Below are 18,756 nucleotides of genomic sequence, written 5' to 3'. Positions count from 1 at the left end.
CACCGCCAGGGCGGCGCTGCAACCGGCCCGGCTAGCGTGCCGAACGTCGATCGGCACGTGATCTGTCGCGGGCGTGCGCTCCTCGCAGGAGGGCGCAGAGCATTTCGCCCGAGTCCGGGCCGGGGTCGGTGATGCAGAGCCAGTGGGCACGGCCGTAAAGCGGGTGCGGAACGAAGGTGTCGTCGGCCAGCGTATTGCCGGCGTACGCGGCAAAGGTGTCCTCGGTGACGGCCATATTCACCCGGAAGACACCGGGACGGTCCAGGTCGGAGCCGGTGTCGTCGGGATAGTTCTTGGTGACGATCGTGGCGAAGGGCTGGCCACGGGGCACCACGCCGTCCGGGGCGTAGTAGTAGAAGATGTCGCCCCAGCTGATCTCGGGGAAGTCGCTGCCCTCGGTGGGTCGCAGGGCGAGCACACCGTCGAGTCCGCTCACGAAGTCGTCGATCTCGGTGATCTGCATGCTTCAAGCGTCACATTGAAGTGCTTGTGTGGACTTGGACGCGATACCGCCAGGAGAACTGATGACAAAGCTACATTCGCCCCGGAAGCGGACGGTCGATGTGGCGCGGGCGGCCGGTTACTCGGTGCAGCAGGTGCGCGACCTCGAGAACGACGGTGTGCTGCCCGCCGCGCAACGGTCACCGGGCGGCCACCGGAACTATCGAGACGCGCATGTCGCGGCCGCCCGGGCGTATCGCGCGCTGGTAGAAGGGACCGGCCCGGTGGCGGCGAAGGCGATCATGCGCGATGCCGTCGCCGGGGAAACCGAGCGGGCACTGGCCGGGCTCGACGCGGCCCACGCCGCCCTGCACACCGAACGCGGTGAGCTGGCGCTCGCGGTGCGGGCGGCGGCCGGTATCGGAGCCGAACCGATCGCGGATGTGCGCGACTCCGACGCACTCGGCATCGCCGAACTCGCCGATGCGCTCGGGATCCGAACCTCCACGCTGCGGCATTGGGACGCAGCGGGTTTGGTCGTTCCCCAGCGCTTGAAAGGCGCGCGGCGATACACGCCCGAACAGGTGCGCGACGCCAGGATCGTGCACCAATTACGGCGTGCGGGTTACGGCATAACCACCCTGCGCACGGTGCTCACCCAGTTCCGGCGCAGCGGGCCGGGAGAACTACGCGACGCCCTCGCCACCCGAGAGGCCGCACTCACCCGACGATCCAGGGCGCTCGTCGCAGCGGCGGCGGCCCTGACGGAGGTCCTGCGGGATCAGCCGCACAACCCCCGAGCTCGCGCGCTCTGCTGAGTACCGGCGGCGAGCAACTCGAACAGGGCGGTGATGCTCTGGTCACCACGCCCCTCGGCGACCGCGCAACGGAGCAGGTGGTGGATGGGTTCGTGCCAGCTCATATCGATGCCCGTCTCCGCCGCCAGCTGGGTGTCGTCGGGGACCGCCGTGTGGAACAGGTTGACGGTGGCGCCGAGGCGGCTGTAGTCCTGGGTGTCGATCTCGGTGGCCAGGATCGGCAGCAGGGATTCGATCATCCGCAACCATTTCGCCGAGTACCCGACCATCGCCTCGGCCGGGATTCCGCGGGAGGCAAGGATCGCCGCCCCCTCGAAGATGCCGAGCAGGGTGGGCAGAAGTGTTGCGCCGACGGCGGATTCGTAGAGGGCGGCCAGGTCGGGGTCCGGGCCGAGGAATTCGACGTCGCCGCCGAGCACGCGCAAGGTCTCGACATGGGTGTCGAAGACGGCGCGGTCGCCACCGAAATACAGCAGGGTGTCGAAGTTTCCGACGGCCGATGGCACGTTCTTGATCGCGCCACCGAGGTAACGCGCGCCCACGCAATGCGCGAAGCGTGCGAATTGCCGTGCCTGTGCCGGTGTTCCGCTGTTCAGGGTGATGAGATCGCGGCCCGCGAGTTCACCGGTGCCGTCCAGGCTGTCGCGGGTGGCGGCGAAGGTCGTCATGGTCCCCACGATCACCCGGCTCGCGGCGACGGCATCGGCGACGGCAGGATGGGCGATCGCACCCGCCGCCACCAGGGCCGTGGTGCGCTCGGGGCTGCGGTTCCAGACATGGGTGCGGTAGCCGGCGGCGAGAAAGGCCTGGGCGATCGCGGTGCCCATCGCGCCGGTGCCGAGCACGGTCACGTTGTTCATGGATCCGAGTGTGGGCGCCATCCGGGCGGCGCAGAAGTACGCACTTTTCCCGTCCCTAGCTCACCCGCAGGTAATCGTCCAGGTCAGGGCGCCGGTGGCTGAACAATTGTGTGGGGCGTCATTGTTGTGAACCCTGCCAAGGCCGAAGGTGAGCATCCCCGGGTGTCCAGCCGGTAGCCGTAAAGTTTCAGGTATGCCGGAGCCCGAGATGACCGAATTGGTACAGCGCATCGTCGAGGAGGCGCTACTGGGCGGCCCACGACGGTTCAACCGGACCCAGGTGGCCGAGCTCTCCGGCGTACCGGAGAGCGAATCCCGACGGCTGTGGACGGCGCTCGGTTTCCCCGCCAACTCCGAGGAAGCCGTCGACTACGCCCAGATCGATATCGACTCGGTCAGCACCTTCCGCGGCATGAAAGTGGTTGCGGCGTCGAATCTCCGGCAGCAGGCGGCGGCGGCGCGCACCATCGGTCAGGGCCTGGCGCGGCTGGCCGAATGGCAGGCCGACCTGGTGCTCGCCGAGGTCGCGGTCCGCGCGGAGGCGGCCGATCCCGCCCTGCCCGTGGCCGAGCGGATCAGGGCCGCCGCCGAGGACACCCTCGCCGAGGTCGAGCAGCTACAGGCGTATGTGTGGCGCAGGCATCTGGTGGCCGCCATCGCCCGTTCCATCGACGACGCCGGGGACGGATCCACCCGCACCCTGGCCGTCGGCTTCGCCGACATGGTCGGTTTCACCCGGCTCACCCGGCACCTGCATCCCGACGAATTGTCCACGCTGCTGGAGGCTTTCGAGTCGACCACCACCGCCGCGATCACCGACAACGGCGGCTGGGTGATCAAGAACGTGGGCGACGAGGTGATGTTCGCCGCCGAGAACGCGGTCGACGCGGCCCGGATCGCGCTGGCCATCCAGGAGTCGACCATGCTCGTCGGCGGCACCCCCGAACTGCGCGTCGCCTTCGCCTACGGTGAGGTCCTGCAACGCTTCGGCGACCTGTACGGCTCGGTGGTCAATATCGCCGCCCGCCTCACCGGCGTCGCCCGCCCCGCCAACATCCTCATCGACGACGCCGCCGCCGAGGCCCTCGCCGACCACCCCGAATTCGCCATCCGTCACCTGCGCAGCGTCCGCGTCCGCGGCTTCAACCGCCTGCGCCCCCACCGCCTTCGCCGCGCGTGAACCCGGAACCATTGCCGGTCTTCCACAGCGGCAGAACACGCGAAGCGGACGAGACGCGCGCCGACCTTCGCGAGCAGATCGCCGAGCGGACGCGTCGCATCGACCACCGCGACGGAGACAGCGACACCGTTCTCTAGGGTGTTGTGGTGGAGATGGATTGGCTGAGTGTGCGCGAGGCGTACACGGTGTTCGCCGATGACGCGGTGGTGGCGCTGAACAAGCCGTCGGGTATTTCGGTGACCGGGGAGCGGCACGACACCGATCTGGTCGAGATCGCGCAGGCGGCGGGGACGCAGGTGTACCCGGTGCACCGGATCGACAAGGTGACCTCGGGGCTGGTGCTGCTGGCGACCGACTTGAAGGCGCACGGGCAGCTCACCCGGCAGTTCAACAAGCAGACCGCACGCAAGGCGTACCTGGCGATCGTGTCCGGAGAAGACCTGCCCGACCAGGGCGAACTCGACCTGCCGTTGAGCGTGGGACGCAAGAACCGGGTGCGGATCGCGGCGCCGCGCGAGGCGATCCGCCGCGAAGGCGAGCGCTGGTTCGTCGACGACGCCGACCTGCTGCCCGCCAAGAACTACCCCTCGCTCACCAGGTTCACCACCGTCGCGCGCAAGGACGATCGAGCCCTGCTCGCACTTCGACCGGTGACCGGCCGACGACACCAGATCCGCGTGCAGCTCGCCTGGACCGGCCACCCGATCCTGGGCGACCCCCTGTTCGACCGCACCGCCGCCCTCCCCCGCACCCATCTGCACTCCTGGCGGCTGCAACTGGACGCCGACTGGCTCACCCCACCCGTCCTCGACCTGCGCGCCACCCCGGGCCCCGACTTCTGGGCACCGTTCACCACCGACCCCGACGAAGCAGCGCACCTGCTGGCCGAGGCCGACCGCCGCACCGTTGCTACCCGGTGATCTCCCAGCTGCTGCTGCCGTCGTTGCGCGCGGTGACCACGACGGTCGCCGTATCGCCCTCGGCCTCGACCGCTGTACAGGTGAAGGTGCTGCCGACCTCGGCGATCTTCAGGCCCTGACCGCAGTCGACGGTCACCGCGAAACCGAGCTGGTTCGAGGCTTCGGTGCTGATGCCGGCCGCGGTCGCCGCCAGGTCGAACGCGATATCGCGGCTCTTGTACTCCACCGAGCCTTCGTCGTCCTCGACGCGCACATCCACGCGCACTTCTTTGTCCTCGACCTTGGCCACACAGATGAAGGTGTCGCCCGTGGCCGGTTCGTCGGCCAGACGCGGGCACTTCACGGATTCGACGCCCGAGCAAACATCCGATCCCACTCAGCGGAATACACTTACTACAACAGGCTGATTCGCGCAGGAGAACGCGAGCTTGCGCGCGGTGAAAACGCACACAGACCAGCCGATGGGTTTCGGTCCGTGGTACGGCTCATGCAGACGAATAAGCGCAGGTCATCTAGCCTTGAAGGGTGCCGATGAGTCATCCCGGCGCACTCTGACGCAACGGAGCGATCCCAGAGAAGAAAGCGACTGCCGATGATCCTGGCGGCTCAGCTCAGCGACACCCATTTCGACCTCAGCGCACGCAATACCGAACGGGTCGAGGCGGTGATGGGCTATCTGGCGGACCTGCCGCGCAGGCCCGACGTCATCCTCGTCACCGGCGACATCACCGATTCCGGCAGACCCGAGCAGTACGCCGAGGCGCGCCTGGCCCTGACCGCCGACATCCCGGTCTACCTGCTTCCCGGCAACCACGACGACCGCGCGAACTTCCGCACCGGCCTGCTCGGCGAGCCCGCCTCCACGGCACCCGTCAACAGCGCCAACCGCGTCGGCCCGCTGACCATCCTCATGCTCGATTCCAGCATCCCCGGCGAGCCGAGCGGTGCACTGTCCGATGACACGTACGCGTGGCTACGCGCCGCCCTGGCCGAGGCGCCCGCCGACGGCCCGATCCTCATCGCCCTGCACCACCCACCGAACCACCTGTTCAGCCCGATCGTCGACGTGATCGCCCTGGCCGATCCCGGTCGCCTGGCCGCCATCGTCGCGGGCGACCAGCGCATCATCGGCGTGCTCACCGGCCACGCCCACTCCCCCATCGCCACCACCTTCGCGGGCAAGCCGATGATCACCTGCCCGAGCACCGCCTCGGTCCTCGGCGGCGAATGGGAGATCACCCCGCCGCACCGCGTGATGGACTACGCACCCGACCCGGCCATCGCGCTGCATGTCATCGACGAAAACCACGCTCTGACAACCCATTTCCGCACGGTGGCGATGGGCGGCTGGCTGGCCGAACCCCGGATCTGAGCCTGCGCGCCGTGCCCACCACCAGGTGGGCACACCGGATCCTCACATAATCCACACGCCGCGCATATCCCGGTGGGGCAACCCCCTGGCAGACTGGACACGTGAATCACAAGCCCGCGGATCTTCCTCGCGGACCACTGCGTCCCATCGAGCTGGCCACCGGGGCGGTGATGGCGGGGCTCACCGTCGGCCTCATCACCGTGGGGTCGCTGGTGCCGATGGCGGCCGCGTTGCAGCTGGTCGCGGCCGTTCCGCTGGGGCTGCTTGCCCACCGGTACCGGCTGCGGGCGCTGGTCACCGCGACCGTCGCCGCCGGACTGGTGACATTCGTGGCGGCGGGGATCATGCCCGCGCTCGGGGTGCTCGGCGCCGCGACCGTCGCCGGGATCGTCGGCATCGTCAAACGACGAGGTGGCGGATTCGCCGCCGTGCTGGCGCTCGGGCTGGTCGCGGGCCTCGGCTGGGGGATGTTCTCCGTGGCGAGCCTGCTGCTGTTCGCCAGGACCAGGCAGCTGTTCTTCGACGCCATCCGCAGCACCGCCGAGGGCATCAACAACCTCGCCGAACGACAGGCGCAGCTCGAACCCCTCGGCCGGATGGCGACCGAGGCCACCGAGGCCGTGCTGCGCTGGTGGTGGCTCTACATCGGCGGCTCCGTCGCGCTCGGCGTGTTCGTGAGCACCGTCGTCTCCTGGTTCGTGCTCGGCTCGGTGCTCGACCGGCTGCGGTGGCTGCCGGGCAGCGACCGCCTCGACGCACCCGAGGACGACCGGCAGATCGCGCCGCTGCCCGTCTGTCTGCACGGCGTCGGTTTCCGGTATCCGGGAGCCGCCACCGATGCGCTCGCCGATATCGACCTCACCATCCGGCCCGGCGAGTTCGTCGCCGTGGTCGGGCACAACGGGTCGGGCAAATCCACGCTCACCCGGGTGCTCGCGGGCAGACCACCGACCTCCGGCGCCGTCGACCGGCCGGGCTCCGCGGGCCTCGGCAAACTCGGCGGCACCGCGCTGGTGCTGCAACGTCCCGAGAGCCAGACCCTCGGTGTCTCCGTCGCCGACGACGTGGTGTGGGGCCTGCCGCCCGAACTCGCCGCCCAGGTCGACGTGGACGCGCTGCTCGCCGAGGTCGGCCTCGACGGCATGGGCCGCCGCGAAACCGCCACCCTCTCCGGTGGCCAGCAGCAGCGCCTCGCCGTCGCCGCGGCCCTGGCCCGGCGCCCGGCCCTGCTGATCGCCGACGAAGCCACCTCGATGATCGATCCGGACGGCCGCCGCGACCTGGTGGCCCTGCTGGCCCGGCTGCCCGAGCGGCACGGCACCGCCGTGGTCCTGGTGACCCACCACGAAGCCGACGCGAGCGCCGCGGGCCGGGTGATCCACCTGGCGCAGGGCCGCATGGTCGACCGGCTCGCGGCCTGGCCGCAACCGGCCCGCGACCGGCGCCGGGCACCGATGGGCGAACCCATCCTCGAGCTCACCGACGTGCGCCACACCTACAACCGGGGCACACCGTGGGAGGCACCGGCGCTGCACGGTGTCGACCTGTCGGTGCGCCGCGGCGAGGCACTGCTCGTGGTCGGCGGCAACGGGTCGGGCAAGTCGACGCTGGCGTGGATCATCGCCGGCCTGATCGCCCCGAGCGAGGGCCGCTGCGAACTGCGCGGCACCCCGGTCGACAAGCAGATCGGGCGCGTCACCCTGGCGTTCCAGCATTCCCGCCTGCAACTGCAGAAGCAGACGGTCGGCGAGGAGATCGCCGACTGGGGCGGCAAGGCCACCGGTTCCGGCGCGGTGGGCCGCGCGCTCGACGCGGTCGGCCTCGACCGCGCCTTCGCGGCCCGCTCGGTCGACGAACTCAGCGGCGGTCAGGCCAAACGGGTGGTGCTCGCGGCGATGGTCGCCAGCCATCCCCAGGTCGTCGTCCTGGACGAACCGCTGGCCGGGCTCGACCCGCAGGGCCGCGCCGAAGTGGTGGAACTGCTTGCCCGCCTGCGTGATTCGGGCCTCACCCTGATCGTCATCTCCCACGATGTGGCCGATGTGTCGGTGGTGTGCGATCGCACCGTCCACCTGGATTCCGGGGTGATCGTCGAGACCGCGCGCCAGACCGTCGGCGCTGTCGCCGCGCACACCGAACCGCTGTGGCGACTGGACAATTCACGCAACGAACCGGGGAACGGAGTGGCCCGATGAGCACCGTTTTGTTGCGCGAGGTACCCGTGAACAGCGTGGTGCACCGCCTGTGGGCAGGCACCAAGATGATCGCGGCGTTCACCATCAGCCTGCTGCTGATGTTCTGGCCCGCGTGGCCGGTGCTCGGCGTGATCATCGCGTTCCTGATCGCGATCGCCGTGCTGGCCAGGATTCCGCTGGGCGCGCTGCCGCGCCTGCCGCTGTGGTTCTGGGGACTGATCGTGTTCGGCGCGCTGGTCAACATCCCCAACGGAACGCGTGGGGTGCTGGTCTACGCGCAGGTGGTCGTGTTCGGCCTGGTGCTGGTCGCGGCCTCGCTGCTGATCGCGTTCACCACCCCGATGGGTGAGGTGGCCCCGGCGCTGGCCAAGCTCGGTGCGCCGCTGCGCAAGCTGCGGCTGCCGGTCGACGAATGGGCGGTGGTCGTCGCGCTCACCCTGCGCGGGCTGCCGCTGCTGCTCGACGAGATCCAGGTGCTGCGCGCGGCTCGCAAGCTGCGCCCCAAGGAGAGCCTGCTGCATCGCGCCTCCGACGCGAATCCGCTCATCGACATTCTCACCGCGTGCATGGCGGTGTCGTCGCGGCGGGCGGGCGAGCTGGCCGAGGCCATCACCGCGCGTGGTGGCACGGGCATGCTGACGGCCCATCCCAGCGCCCCGACCAGGCGCGATGCCGTCGCCCTCATGATCGTCTTCGCGGTCTGCGCGGGTGCGCTCGGGCTCAACGCCGCACTGTGAACGAGCACGGCTCGTAATAGCGTATATCTATGAGGAATTTCATGTTTAAAATCTGAATTCCTCTGTGAGACACCATCGAGACGACTAGCGTTCAATCGACAACCGAGCTGGACCGCTTTCACGTGCCGACGCTCGCTTCTCGGGGGAAGCAACGAACGCGGCGCCTTCGTTTGGGCACGTCTCCTGATGAAAACCAGATGGGAATGTTCACATGATCATCCGTAAGATCGCCGCGGTCGCCATTCCGGTGCTCGCGGCAGCACTCGTCGGCACCGGCGTTGCGAACGCCGAACCGGTGCCGCCGAGCGTCGAGTACCGCACCGAACTCATCGGCAACACTGTTGTCACCACCCTCACGCACGGCACCTTCACCCTCACCGACGGCGCCGTTCAGGTCCGCGACGAAGCAGGCGCCACCCTGCTGTCGCTGCCGCTTTCGGTGCGCGACGGCGCCCTCGAGTACCCGCTGCCGCACGCGGTCAGCGACGAGGGCCGCAAGCTCGAACTGACCGCCGTGAAGGACGCGGCCACCGCGCGCCCCAACCTCACCCCGGTCGCCTCGCCCTCGGAAAACTATGCGGCGCAGGCTAATTTCGCCTCGACCTTCGGCCTGGCCACCGCCATCGGCAGCTTCGTCGGCATGGCCATCGGCGCGGTGATCGGCCTCGTCGTCGGCGCGGCCGCGGGCGGCGTCGGCGCACTGCCTGGCCTCATCACCGGTGCGTCCGTCGGTGCGATCATCGGCACCATCGTCGCCGGTGGGCCGACCCTGATCGTCGCGGGCATCGACCTGATCAACACCTTGACCGCTCCCCCGGGCACCACCCGCTGGGCGCAGACCGGGTAATCCCCGCAGACAACGCGCTGGGAGCAAACTCTCAGCGCGTTGGTCCGGCGGGCCGGTGGCGGCCGGCCCGCCGTCGGCCTCAGGCCTTGTCACGCAGCGCGTTCTTCGCCGCTTCCTGAGCCGAATCCACCTGACCGGCGAACTTGCCGCCGGTCTTGTTGTCCACCACGTCACCGGCCTTCTCGATGACGTCGTCGACCTTGTCGGCGTGCTGGGAGGCAAGGCCCATCGCCTTGTCCGCCAGGTTCTTGAAATCCACCGCGTACTCCTCGCTGATTCGAACCGGGTACAACGCGATCACCCTAGCAACAGCGCAGCTTTCACGCGCGAGCATCATCGTGGCGAACTTGTCACACCGTCCCAGATCGGATGCCACAGGCGTCCCGTATCGGTCCACGCCTGGAACCGCACGATGCCGGTGACGCTCGGCGTGACCCACTCGGCGTCCTTGATCTCCTCCGCCGTCATCTCGTTGGTGAACGGTGAAGTCTTGCGGCGCAGACGTTGCAGCTGCTCGGCGATGCGGCGTTGCTGTTCGGAATCGAACCCGGTGCCGACCCGGCCGACGTAGACGAAGTCGTCGTCGTGCGGAATGCCGACGAGCAAGGACTTGAACGGGCGGGCCGCGCTCGACCGCCACCCACCGATCACCACCTCCCTGGATCGCCAGTTGCGCTGTTTGATCCAGGTCTGGCTGCGTTTGCCCGGCTGATACACCGAGTCGACGCGCTTGGCGACCACGCCCTCCTGCCCCTGTTCGCGGCTCTGCTCCATCGCCTCGGCCCCGGAACCGCCGAGCCGTTCGGAGATCCGCATCGAGGGCGCCAGTTGTCCCAATGCCTCGAGGACCACCCGGCGGTCGCTGTATTTCTTGCGGAGCAGCGAGGTGCCGTCGAGGTAGAGGACATCGAAGGCGACGAAGATCGCGCGGGCCGAATCCGCCTGGAGCGCGGAGATATCCGAGAGCCCGTTGTCGTCGAAGACGACCGCCTCCCCGTCGAGCACCACGCGGTGCCCGGCCAGTTCGGCGGCCAGCGCGGCCAGGCGCGGGTACCGGGCGGTGACAGTGTTGCCGCGCCTGCTGCGCACGGTGACGGTGCCGTCGTCGATCTCGACGATCACCCGGAACCCGTCCCACTTGGTCTCGAACTCCCACTCCGGGGGCTGCAACGACTCCACGTCCCCGGCGGTCGCGAGCATCGGCGACAAGCCGTGCGGGAACGCCCGGGAACCGGTGTCGGACAGCGTTTCCCGGGCGCCTTGGTCGCGCATGTAGTGCATCAGCCACTGGTCGCCCTTGGTCTGGATGAAGGCGTAGCGACCGCGCACCTTCTTGCCGTCGAACTCGACGATCACCTCGTCGTCGCGCCACTTCTCGGTGCGGTAGGTGCCCGAATCCCAGATCGTCATCTCCCCGGCGCCGTACTCGCCCTTGGGGATGGTGCCGTGGAAGTCGAGGTATTCGAGCGGATGGTCCTCGGTGCGCACGGCCAGGCGGTTGTGTTTCGGCTCGGTCGGTGGGCCCTTCGGGACGGCCCAGGAGGCGAGGACACCGTCGCGTTCGAGGCGCACATCCCAGTGCAGGCGGCGGGCGTGGTGTTCCTGGATGACGAACCGGTCGTCGGAACCACGCTCGGGAGCGGTGGCTGGGACCGGTTCCGGCGTGCGCCCCGGGTCGCGCATGCTGCGGTACTTGGTGAGCGAGTCGGGACGGGCGGGCAGCGGTGGGTCGAGGTCGGCCAGCAGGTCGCCGTCGGCTTTCCAGCGCGCGAGCACTTCGTCGAAACGCAACTGCCGCAACGACTTCGCGTCCTCGATCTCGGCCCAGTCGCGCGGGGCGGCGGCATTGGGTTCGGTGCGTCCACGCAGCGAATAGGGCGCGATGGTCGTCTTGGCGGCGTTGTTCTGGCTCCAGTCGAGGAACACCTTGCCGCCCCGCGCCGACTTCGCCATCGTCGCGGTGACGAGGTCGGGGTGCAGCTTCTCCAGATTCGTCGCCACCTGTTTGGCGACCGTCGACGCGCCACGTGAACTCACCGGCCGGTCCAGCGGTACGTAGAGGTGGATTCCCTTGCTGCCACTGGTCACGGGAAAGGCGCGCATCCCGATCTCCCCGACCATGTCCCGTACGGCCAGCGCGACAGTGGCACATTCGACCAGGCCCGCACCCGGCCCGGGATCGAGGTCGAACACGATGCGGGTGGCCGGACCGCGCTCGCCGTCCTCGAAACGCCATTGCGGCACATGGATTTCCAGCGCCGCCTGCTGCCCGAGCCAGGCCATCGCCGCCTCGGAATCGATGAGCGGGTACACCACCCGGCGGCTGGAATGCTCGAGCGCGGCGCGGTGCAACCACGCGGGCGCGTGCTCGGGCAAGTTCTTCTCGAAGAAATCGGGGTGATCCACCCCGTTGGGCCAGCGCTTCCTGGTGACCGCACGACCGGCGACATGCGGCGCGATGGCATCGGTGATCGCCGAATAGTAGGCGATCACTTCACCTTTGGTCGTTCCGGTGGCCGGGTACAACACCTTGTCGAGGTTGCTGAGCTCGACCTCGACGTCCGGTTCACCCGGCGCACCACGGAACTCGCGGCGGACCATCGACGTGGCCCGGCGGCGGGGGCCGCGTCGTCGCGGCCCCCGCGCACCGGATCAGGCCTTGGGCCCCGGATCGGTCGGGGTGGTGCCGCCCGTGGCAGGTCCCGAGCCCGGCTGCTGCGGGGGCACGGCCTTCTTGGCGGCTTCCTTGCCCTTCTCGATCTTGTCGCTGTACTTGCCCTTGGTTTTGTCGTCGATGAAGGTGCCTGCCTTGTCGACCGCATCGTTGATCTTGTCCGCGTTCTGCGCGGCGGCCTCCTTGCCCTTACCGAGCAAGCCCTTCAAGGTGTCCACGAGACTCATCTGCCGATGTTCCTTTCCCAGTTTTGCGCGATCGCCCATCGCTGCACTAAGCCGAAAGGTTCACTCCACATCTTCCCACCACGAAACCCGTGGTGGGAGGTCATTCGGAACCACCCGCTCACCCGGCTTGGGCACCGCGATCGCGGTTCCGGCCGCGGCGGCCGCCGACACCAGCCGGTGCACCGGTTCGGCCCAGCCGTGGAAGGCCAGGTTGAAGGTGGCCCAGTGGATCGGGACGAGCAGCCCGTAGCCGGGGTCGCCGAGGCACAGGGCCGCGTGCGCGCGCACCGCTTCCTCGGGGGTCATGTGCACATCGGTCCAGCGCTCGTCGTAGGCGCCGATCGGGAGCAGGGTGAGGTCGAACGGGCCGAGCACCGCACCGGCCTGCGCGAACGCCTTCGTGTACCCGGTGTCGCCGCCGAAATACACCCGCTTGGTCGGCCCGGCCAGCGCCCACGACGCCCACAGGGTGGTGTTGCGAGTGAGGCCGCGGCCGGAGAAGTGACGGGCCTCGGCGCAGGTGATGGTCAGACCACGGTCGCCGGCCTTGTGGCCGAGGGAAACCGAACCGCCCCAATCCAATTCGATGATGCGGTCGTCCGGCACGCCCCACAGCCGCAGGTGTGCGCCGATTCCCATCGGGACCACGAACGGCGCGCGCTGGGCGCGGACCAGCTCGTCGACGGTCGGCTTGTCGAGGTGGTCGTAGTGGTCGTGGGAGATGACGACGGCGTCGACCCGAGGCAGGGTGGACAGCGCGCCCGGCACCGGATGCAACCGGGCAGGCCCGATCACCGGCGACGGCGAGACCCGCTCGCTCCACACCGGGTCGGTCAGCACGCGGTACCCGTCGAGTTCGATCAGCGCGCTCGCATGCCCGTACCAGGTGACGGCCAGTTCCTCCGCCTGCTCGGGTACGGCGGGCGTCACCAGCGGAACCGGCCGCCTCGGTCGCCCGACCCGCCCCTGGGTGAGCCCCGACCACACCAGCGAGGCCGCCGAACCGGCCGCGATCATCGCGCTGGCCTCGGTGTTGTGGAAACGGCCGTCCCGATACGACGACTTGCCGAGCGCCGTGGGCGCGATCTCCGACGGCCCGGCGCCGAGTGCCCTCGGCAGCCCCCACACGGCACGCGCCACCCAGGCCAGCCCGAGCGCACTCGCCACCGAACCCGCGACCCGTGCCGGATTCATCAGCGCCCCTGGAATTTCGCCGGGCGCTTCTCCTGCCGGGCCAGCCGGCCTTCCTGCGCGTCGTCGCTGGTCCAGGCCGCCGACAGTGCCGTCTCCAGTTGCTCGCTGGCCGGAGCGCGGGTGCCGTCGTCGTTGAGCATGAGCTTCATGGCCCGCAGTGACAGCGGCGCGAGTTGGGCGATCGACTTGGCCCAGGCCTTGGCGTCGGCGACGGTGCCGATCTTGTTGGCGAAGCCGAACGCGTAAGCGTCCGCGGCACTGACGGTTTCGGCGCCGAGCAGGATGGTGCGGGCCGGGCCGCCGCCGATCAGGGCGGCCAACCGGGCGACGGTCCAGCGGTCCACCGAGATGCCGAGCTTGGCGGCGGGCACCGCGATATAGGCGTCGGGCTCGATCACTCGCAGGTCCGAGGCGAGCGCCAGCTGCACACCGGCGCCGATCGCGCCACCGTTGATCGCCGAGATGACCGGCACCGGAAGGCTTTCGATGGTGTGCAGCATGTCGAGCAGACCGGTCAGGAAGGTCTCGGAGTACACACCGGACAGGTCGGCGCCCGCGCTGAAGATCGGGCCACGCCCGGTGAGCACGATGACGCGCGCCCCCTGGTCGACGGCCTCGAGCATGGCGGTGCGCAGCTGGGCGACCAGCTCCTCGTTGAGCGCGTTGCGCCGCTGTTCGCGCTGCAGTTCGATGGTGATCACGTCGCCATCGCGGGTCACGCCGAGCATGAATTCCTCCACAGAAGTACCGGATCACGTGGTTGTCTTCACTCTGCCACAGTCAGCGGTCGGCGCCCGGTAAGGCATACCATCGGCGGCTGTGGGAACCGACTTCGACATCGTGGTGATCGGCGCGGGCCAGGCCGGACTGTCGGCGGGCTATCACCTGCGCCGGCTGGGGTTGGTGCCCGAACGCGACTTCCTCATCGTCGACCACGCGCCGGGACCGGGCGGTGCCTGGCAGTTCCGCTGGCCCTCGCTCACCCTGACCACCGTGAACCGGGTGCACGACCTGCCCGGCATGTCGTTCGCCGAGACCCTGCCGCCCGGGTCGTCCTCGGCGCCGGCCGCGACCGCCGTCCCGCACTACTACGAGCTCTACGAGAAGCGGTTCGACCTGCGGGTTCGCCGTCAGGTTTCGGTGCGGGTGGTCTGCGACCGGACCGCCGACGGGCAGAGCTGCGCCGGACGCGGTGAGGTGCTGCAGGTCGAAACCGACAGTGCCGGAACACTGCGCACGCGCGGGCTGATCAACGGCACCGGCACGTGGGAACACCCGTTCATCCCGCGCTATCCGGGCGCCGACAGCTTCGCCGGACGTCAGCTGCACACACGCGACTACCGCAGCGCCGACGAATTCGCGGGCAAGCACGTGATCGTCGTCGGCGGCGGTATCTCGGCGGTGCAGTTGCTCGACGAGATCTCCCGGGTCACCTCGACGACCTGGGTGACCAGGACCGAGCCACGCTGGCGCGAGACACCGTTCACCGAAGCGGACGGGCGCGCGGCGGTGGCCGCGGTGGAGGACCGGGTGCGCCGTGGTCTGCCGCCGGGCTCGGTGGTGTCGCTGACCGGGCTGCCGCTCGACGACCGGCTGCGCGCCGCCCGCGACCGAGGCGTACTCGACCGGCTGCCCATGTTCGAACGGATCGAGCCGACCGGCGTGCGCTGGTCCGACGGCACCTTCCAGCCCGCCGACGTGATTCTGTGGGCGACCGGCTTCCGCAGTTCCCTCGACCATCTGGCCCCGCTGCGGTTGCGCGGGCCCGGCGGCGGCATCACGATGACCGGCCGTCTGGCCACCCAGGTCGCGGTCGACCCCCGCGTGCACCTGATCGGCTACGGGCCGTCGGCCAGCACGATCGGCGCCAACCGGGCAGGCCGGGCAGCCGCCCGGGAGTTGAGCGACTACCTGGCGATCAGTCCAGACCGGCGCTGAAGGTGGCCGGATCGGGGCCGATCCGGGTGCCCCGATCGAGGCGGTTGATCGCGGCCATCGCGTCGGCGTCGAGTTCGAAGGTGAACACGTCGAAGTTCTCGGCGATGCGCGAGGGCGTCACCGACTTCGGGATGACGATATTGCCCAGCTGCAGGTGCCACCGGATGATGACCTGCGCGGGCGTGCGATCGAGCTCCTTGGCCAGGCTCACGATGGTGGGATCGTCCAGCAGGGTGCCCTGCCCGAGCGGGCTCCACGCCTCGGTGGCGATGGCGTTGTTCGCATGGAAGGCGCGTAGTTCGGGCTGGGCGAGGGTGGGATGCAGCTCGATCTGGTTCACGGTGGGGATCTCGCCGGTCTCGGCGATCACCTGCTCCAGATCGGGGATCCGGAAGTTCGAGACACCGATTGATTTCACCCGGCCCTGCGCCTTCAAGGCCTGGAACGCGCGGAACGTGTCGACGAAACGACCGGCCTTCGGCACCGGCCAATGGATCAGGTACAGGTCGAGATAGTCCAGGCCGAGACGCTGCATGCTGGTGTCGAAGGCACGCAGCGTGCTGTCGTAACCCTGCTCGGAGTTCCACAGCTTGGTTGTCACATAGATCTCGTCGCGGGGAATCCCCGAGGCACGGATCGCGCGACCTACGCCTTCCTCGTTTCCGTAGATCGCGGCCGTGTCGATACTGCGGTAACCGACCTTCAACGCCTCGGCGACCACAGTGGTGACGTCTTCCTCCGGCACCTGGAACACACCGAAGCCGAGCTGCGGTATGACGTTCCCATCGCCCAGCACGATGGTGGGAACAGGACTGCTTTCGCTGCGGAAGGTCACCCTACCGAAGGGTAGAAGTGGTTGCCGGTGGCGTCAACGACGCGACCTCGCGTGTTTCCCCAGGTGTGCGAACCGGGGCGGGGGTCGGTTTTGTCACCGGCCGATGCGGCGGTAGCGGGCCAGGCGCAGCGTGCGCAGTTCCTCGGGTGGGTGGGTGCGCAGGGCGGCCAGTTCCTCGGCGATCGCCAGGACGACGCGGCGGGCGAAGGCGACCGGCTCGTCGGCGGCGTCGGGATACTCCTCCACGATCCGGTCCACCACGCCGTCCTCGAGCAGATCCGCGGAGCGAATGCGTTGGGCCGCGGCGAGTTCCGGCGCATGCTCGGTATCACGGAAGACGATGGCACTGGCACCTTCCGGCGGCAGCGGCGCGAGCCAGCCGTGCCGCGCGGCGAGCACCCGGTCGGCGGGGAGCAGGGCGAGGGCGCCACCGCCGGTGCCCTGACCGAGCAGCACCGAGACCGTCGGGGTGTCGAGGGTGACGAGATCGGCCAGACAGCGGGCGATTTCACCCGCAAGACCGCGTTCCTCCGCCTCCTTGGACAGCGCGGCGCCGACGGTGTCGATCACCAGGACCAGCGGCAGCCGCAACTCCCCCGCCAGCGCCATGGCCCGGCGGGCCTCGCGTAGCGCGGCGGGGCTCATGGTCTGCTCCTCGAGGCGGCCGGATCGGTCGTGCCCGAACACCACGCACGGCTGCCCGCCGAACCGGGCGAGGGCGAGCAGGACGGTGCGGTCGGTTTCGCCCTGGCCGGTGCCCGACAGCGGAACCCGTTGGCTGGTATGGCGAAGCAGGTCACGAATGCCCGGGCGGCCGGGCCGCCGGGTACTGAGCACCGAATCCCATGCTGTGGCCGCGGGATTCGCCGGGACGCCCGGATTACGCACGGGCGCAGCCCAACCCGGCTCGGCGGACAACGGAAGCGGCAGGCCCGCGCACACACTCAACGCGCGATGCGCGATCCGGCGGAAGACCTCGATCGGCACCACCCCGTCGATCACACCGTTGCGGTAGAGGTTCTCAGCGGTCTGCACATCGGGCGGAAAAGGCTTGCCGTACAAGGCTTCGTACACGCGCGGCCCGAGGAAGCCGATGAGTGCACCCGGCTGGGCGAAGGTGATGTGACCCAGCGATCCCCACGACGCGAACACGCCGCCCATCGTCGGATTGCGCAGGTAAACCAGGTACGGGAGACCGGCCGCCTTGTGCACGGCGACCGCACCGGCGATCTTCACCATCTGCACGAAAGCGACTGTGCCCTCCTGCATCCGGGTGCCACCCGAGGTCGGCGAGGCGATCAGCGGTAGCCCGAGTTCGGTCGCGCGCTCCACCGCCTCGACGATCCGCTCGGCCGCCGCCACTCCGATCGACCCGGCGAGAAACCCGAACTCACAGGCGATCACGGCCACCCGCCGCCCGCGCAGCAGACCCTCGCCGGTGAGCACCGATTCGTCGGTGCCCGCCCGGCGGCTCGCGTCGACGAGCTCCTGGCGGTAGCGCGGCGAGGCGGCACGCCCGATCGGTGGGCGATCCCAGCTCACGAACGAATCCACGTCGAGCAGCCGCGCGATCACCTCATTCGCCGACATCTGCACGAGCAGAGCGTAGCCGGGCGATCACGATATCGCGGATAGCCTTGACAGAATGTTGTGTTTTTACAACACTACGTTGTGTGAGCCCAGTAAGACGAGGGGAAACCCTCCCGATCTACAACCGCATCGCGGTGCTGCGCGCCGAACAGCGGATGAGCCGGTCGGCCCTGGCCGACGCGGTGAATGTCAATGTCCAGACGATCGGCGCGCTCGAGCGCGGCGACCACTACCCCAGCCTCGACCTGGCGCTGCGCATCTGCGACGTGTTCGCCCTGCCGGTGGAGGCGGTCTTCTCCCGCACGGAATTCGGCCCGCTCTCGGCCGAGGTGTATCCACGAACGAAAGGCACGTCATGACCAGCGCGACCGGTTTGATCGACCGCTATCAGGACTATCGGGTGCGGCGCTGGCTCGTGCAGGAACAGCGCACGGCGGGCATGCTGAAAAGCTGGCGACCGCTTCGACGTCGGCGGCTACTGGTGATCGGCACCGCGACCGCGCTTGCCGGAGTGGCGATCGCGGGCGTGCTGTGCGCATTCGACCTGCAGGTCGTGCCGGTCGTGCTCGCGACGATCTCGCTCCTGCTGTTCCTGCCCGCCTGGACCATGCTGCGAATCGCCAGCGGCGGACAGGATTACGCGCCGGAACAGATGCTCGACGAATTCGAGATCGCCGAGCGCAACAAAGCCCGCTCGGTCGGCCTCGCACTCACCCAGTCGTTGACCCTGCCGGGTCTGTTCTTCCTGATCGGGGCAAGCGCTATCGCCCCCGAAGCCACGGCGTATCGCACCGCCTACGCGGGGGGACTCATGCTGCTGGCAGCGATCATGGCGGGCGGTTGCGCGCCCGCGATGATCATCGGCTGGACCCGTCCCGATCCCGAACCGGAACCCTGACGGGTGAGACCGGGGCTGCGGCCTTCATCG

Annotated in this window: 20 protein-coding genes; 10 read left to right on the top strand and 10 right to left on the bottom strand. The window is 69.1% G+C overall.

Annotated features, from left to right (window positions below; translation table 11 throughout):
- Window positions 1-31 precede the first annotated feature (31 nt).
- A complete protein-coding gene (locus tag ACWEVR_RS00435; protein WP_452465238.1) occupies window positions 32-463 on the bottom strand; it encodes a DUF6194 family protein in 432 nt (143 codons plus the stop codon).
- A 61-nt stretch (window positions 464-524) separates the two neighbouring features.
- Here ACWEVR_RS00435 and ACWEVR_RS00430 point away from each other — a divergent pair, with 61 nt between their 5' ends.
- Window positions 525-1,259 (top strand): MerR family transcriptional regulator, encoded by a 735-nt coding sequence (locus ACWEVR_RS00430; protein ID WP_452465236.1) that lies wholly within the window; start codon window positions 525-527, stop codon window positions 1,257-1,259.
- On the opposite strand, the gene ACWEVR_RS00425 is transcribed toward ACWEVR_RS00430, so the two are convergent.
- Window positions 1,223-2,119: an NAD(P)-dependent oxidoreductase gene (locus ACWEVR_RS00425; RefSeq protein WP_452465235.1), complete on the bottom strand. Its 897-nt coding sequence runs from the start codon at window positions 2,117-2,119 to the stop codon at window positions 1,223-1,225. The genes ACWEVR_RS00430 and ACWEVR_RS00425 overlap by 37 nt on opposite strands.
- 193 nt (window positions 2,120-2,312) lie before the next feature.
- Here ACWEVR_RS00425 and ACWEVR_RS00420 point away from each other — a divergent pair, with 193 nt between their 5' ends.
- Together ACWEVR_RS00420 and ACWEVR_RS00415 are read left to right on the top strand one after the other, a co-directional pair.
- Window positions 2,313-3,299: an adenylate/guanylate cyclase domain-containing protein gene (locus ACWEVR_RS00420; protein WP_452465234.1), complete on the top strand. Its 987-nt coding sequence runs from the start codon at window positions 2,313-2,315 to the stop codon at window positions 3,297-3,299.
- A gap of 152 nt (window positions 3,300-3,451) precedes the next feature.
- Window positions 3,452-4,219, top strand: a complete 768-nt coding sequence (locus ACWEVR_RS00415) for an RluA family pseudouridine synthase (protein WP_452465674.1) — start codon at window positions 3,452-3,454, stop codon at window positions 4,217-4,219.
- On the opposite strand, the gene ACWEVR_RS00410 is transcribed toward ACWEVR_RS00415, so the two are convergent.
- Window positions 4,209-4,562 (bottom strand): DUF4333 domain-containing protein, encoded by a 354-nt coding sequence (locus tag ACWEVR_RS00410; protein WP_452465233.1) that lies wholly within the window; start codon window positions 4,560-4,562, stop codon window positions 4,209-4,211. The genes ACWEVR_RS00415 and ACWEVR_RS00410 overlap by 11 nt on opposite strands.
- Window positions 4,563-4,811: 249 nt before the next feature.
- Between ACWEVR_RS00410 and ACWEVR_RS00405 the strand changes: the two genes are divergently transcribed.
- The 4 genes from ACWEVR_RS00405 (at window position 4,812) to ACWEVR_RS00390 (ending at window position 9,370) form a co-directional block, all read left to right on the top strand.
- The gene (locus ACWEVR_RS00405; protein ID WP_452465232.1) at window positions 4,812-5,591 is read left to right on the top strand and encodes a metallophosphoesterase; all 780 of its coding nucleotides are present in this window, start codon (window positions 4,812-4,814) and stop codon (window positions 5,589-5,591) included.
- A 101-nt stretch (window positions 5,592-5,692) separates the two neighbouring features.
- Window positions 5,693-7,786, top strand: coding sequence for an ATP-binding cassette domain-containing protein (locus ACWEVR_RS00400; RefSeq protein WP_452465231.1), 2,094 nt, complete (start codon window positions 5,693-5,695; stop codon window positions 7,784-7,786).
- Entirely contained in the window at window positions 7,783-8,523 is a 741-nt protein-coding gene (locus ACWEVR_RS00395; protein WP_452465230.1) for an energy-coupling factor transporter transmembrane component T family protein, read from the top strand. The genes ACWEVR_RS00400 and ACWEVR_RS00395 overlap by 4 nt, the downstream gene beginning before the upstream one ends.
- 211 nt (window positions 8,524-8,734) lie before the next feature.
- Window positions 8,735-9,370 (top strand): ammonium transporter, encoded by a 636-nt coding sequence (locus tag ACWEVR_RS00390; RefSeq protein ID WP_452465229.1) that lies wholly within the window; start codon window positions 8,735-8,737, stop codon window positions 9,368-9,370.
- A gap of 79 nt (window positions 9,371-9,449) precedes the next feature.
- Here ACWEVR_RS00390 and ACWEVR_RS00385 read toward each other — a convergent pair whose 3' ends face one another.
- From ACWEVR_RS00385 to ACWEVR_RS00365, 5 genes are all read right to left on the bottom strand, one after another.
- Window positions 9,450-9,629 (bottom strand): antitoxin, encoded by a 180-nt coding sequence (locus tag ACWEVR_RS00385; RefSeq protein WP_225281792.1) that lies wholly within the window; start codon window positions 9,627-9,629, stop codon window positions 9,450-9,452.
- Between the two features lie 74 nt (window positions 9,630-9,703).
- Window positions 9,704-11,971 (bottom strand): ATP-dependent DNA ligase, encoded by a 2,268-nt coding sequence (locus tag ACWEVR_RS00380; RefSeq protein ID WP_452465228.1) that lies wholly within the window; start codon window positions 11,969-11,971, stop codon window positions 9,704-9,706.
- A 51-nt stretch (window positions 11,972-12,022) separates the two neighbouring features.
- The gene (locus ACWEVR_RS00375) at window positions 12,023-12,271 is read right to left on the bottom strand and encodes an antitoxin (RefSeq protein ID WP_067492586.1); all 249 of its coding nucleotides are present in this window, start codon (window positions 12,269-12,271) and stop codon (window positions 12,023-12,025) included.
- Between the two features lie 60 nt (window positions 12,272-12,331).
- Window positions 12,332-13,465, bottom strand: a complete 1,134-nt coding sequence (locus ACWEVR_RS00370; protein ID WP_452465227.1) for an MBL fold metallo-hydrolase — start codon at window positions 13,463-13,465, stop codon at window positions 12,332-12,334.
- A complete protein-coding gene (locus ACWEVR_RS00365) occupies window positions 13,465-14,193 on the bottom strand; it encodes an enoyl-CoA hydratase (RefSeq protein WP_067492584.1) in 729 nt (242 codons plus the stop codon). Before ACWEVR_RS00365 ends, ACWEVR_RS00370 begins: the two co-directional genes overlap by 1 nt.
- A 91-nt stretch (window positions 14,194-14,284) precedes the next feature.
- Here ACWEVR_RS00365 and ACWEVR_RS00360 point away from each other — a divergent pair, with 91 nt between their 5' ends.
- Window positions 14,285-15,403 carry an NAD(P)-binding domain-containing protein gene (locus ACWEVR_RS00360; protein ID WP_452465226.1) on the top strand — a complete coding sequence of 373 codons (1,119 nt, stop codon included), beginning with the start codon at window positions 14,285-14,287 and terminating at the stop codon, window positions 15,401-15,403.
- Here ACWEVR_RS00360 and ACWEVR_RS00355 read toward each other — a convergent pair.
- Window positions 15,384-16,238 carry an aldo/keto reductase gene (locus ACWEVR_RS00355; protein ID WP_452465224.1) on the bottom strand — a complete coding sequence of 285 codons (855 nt, stop codon included), beginning with the start codon at window positions 16,236-16,238 and terminating at the stop codon, window positions 15,384-15,386. The genes ACWEVR_RS00360 and ACWEVR_RS00355 overlap by 20 nt on opposite strands.
- Window positions 16,239-16,331: 93 nt before the next feature.
- Window positions 16,332-17,828, bottom strand: a complete 1,497-nt coding sequence (locus tag ACWEVR_RS00350; protein WP_452465673.1) for a carboxyl transferase domain-containing protein — start codon at window positions 17,826-17,828, stop codon at window positions 16,332-16,334.
- Window positions 17,829-17,911: 83 nt separating this feature from the next.
- Here ACWEVR_RS00350 and ACWEVR_RS00345 point away from each other — a divergent pair, with 83 nt between their 5' ends.
- Both ACWEVR_RS00345 and ACWEVR_RS00340 read left to right on the top strand, forming a co-directional pair.
- The gene (locus ACWEVR_RS00345) at window positions 17,912-18,187 is read left to right on the top strand and encodes a helix-turn-helix transcriptional regulator (RefSeq protein ID WP_452465223.1); all 276 of its coding nucleotides are present in this window, start codon (window positions 17,912-17,914) and stop codon (window positions 18,185-18,187) included.
- The gene (locus tag ACWEVR_RS00340; protein ID WP_452465222.1) at window positions 18,184-18,726 is read left to right on the top strand and encodes a hypothetical protein; all 543 of its coding nucleotides are present in this window, start codon (window positions 18,184-18,186) and stop codon (window positions 18,724-18,726) included. Before ACWEVR_RS00345 ends, ACWEVR_RS00340 begins: the two co-directional genes overlap by 4 nt.
- Window positions 18,727-18,756 lie beyond the last annotated feature (30 nt).

The organism is Nocardia sp. NPDC003979, assembly GCF_053605015.1.
This window is presented reverse-complemented; position numbering and strand designations above follow the sequence as displayed.